The sequence below is a fragment of the Stenotrophomonas sp. PS02298 genome (assembly GCF_029959445.1).
Classification (GTDB): domain Bacteria; phylum Pseudomonadota; class Gammaproteobacteria; order Xanthomonadales; family Xanthomonadaceae; genus Stenotrophomonas.
The window spans coordinates 1-1,030 of the sequence record NZ_JASCOR010000326.1 but is presented as its reverse complement, the minus strand read 5'-3'; the positions used below and the strand labels follow the sequence as shown (position 1 = coordinate 1,030).

Here is a 1,030-nt window from a genome sequence, read left to right as displayed (position 1 = left end):
TCCCAACCCTCCCCTGCGCTGCGCGCAAGGGAGGGCTCGCCTCCGCCCCCTCCCTTGCGCGTAGCGCAGGGGAGGGTTGGGGAGGGGGTAGGCTTCAAGCGCTACCGCCCCCGCAACGCCTCCGCAAACTGCGGATAGCCAAACACATCATTGTGATCGGCATCAGCGATGGTCACTGCCTGCGCGACGCCGGGCCGGAATTCGCGCAGTAGCCGCAGCGAACTCGCATTCGGAATCACCTCATCCCTGCCGGCGATGATCAGCGTGGTGGGAGCGGTGATCTGTGCCGCGTGACGCCAGGAGTCGTAGTGGTCGCGTAGCAACAGGCGTACCGGGAAGGCCGGGAACATGCGTGCCGCAAGGCCGCCAATGCTGTCGTAAGGCGTGATCAGGACCAGGCGTTGAACCGGCCGCGCAGCCGCGAGTTGCACGGCGACGCCCGAGCCGAGGCTGCGGCCAATCACGACGATGTCCTGGGCTTGGCCGTTGCTGGTGCTGTCGTACAGCGCCAAGGCATCGCCAACAAGCATGGCTTCGGTCGGTGAACCGCTGCTGCCGCCATAGCCGCGGTAGTGCATGGCGTGGATGGCGGCTGCCGGGAAGGCCTGCTGCAGCATCGCCAGTGCCTGCGAGACATCTTCGGCATTGCCGCCGAAATACAGGATGAGCTGCGTGCTGTGCTGCCGGTTGCTGGAGACGATGATGTCGGCATCGCCGCGCGGCATGGTCCAGTGCGGTACATCGGCACTGCGCGGGGCCGGGTGGTAAAGCATGCTGCGGGCATTGAAGGCGAGCAGGGCGCAGGCGATCAGGTACATGCTGGCGAGCACGCTGATGGCGATCAACAGGACTTTCAGGCTGGTGATCATGCTGCTTGGCCTCGCCGGGGGTGGGGAGAAGGCAGGTGATGCAGTAAATCGATGCCAGCGAGCAGGCGGCGGATGCATTTGTAGGAGCGGCGTGAGCCGCGAAGCAAGTACATCACCAGATGGCGCAGGTGCCAAGGGCTTCAGCAGGGTCAGCTTCGCGG

At 65.3% G+C, this 1,030-nt stretch carries 1 protein-coding gene; it reads right to left on the bottom strand.

Features of this window, described 5'->3' with window-relative positions; genetic code table 11:
- Positions 1-101: 101 nt before the first annotated feature.
- Positions 102-869, bottom strand: a complete 768-nt coding sequence (locus tag QMX78_RS21450; RefSeq protein ID WP_282273480.1) for an alpha/beta hydrolase — start codon at positions 867-869, stop codon at positions 102-104.
- Positions 870-1,030 lie beyond the last annotated feature (161 nt).

What these genes read in the sequence shown, in the direction of transcription:
- QMX78_RS21450 (WP_282273480.1), bottom strand. Translation starts at nt 869, where the DNA reads ATGATCACCAGCCTGAAAGTCCTGTTGATCGCCATCAGCGTGCTCGCC.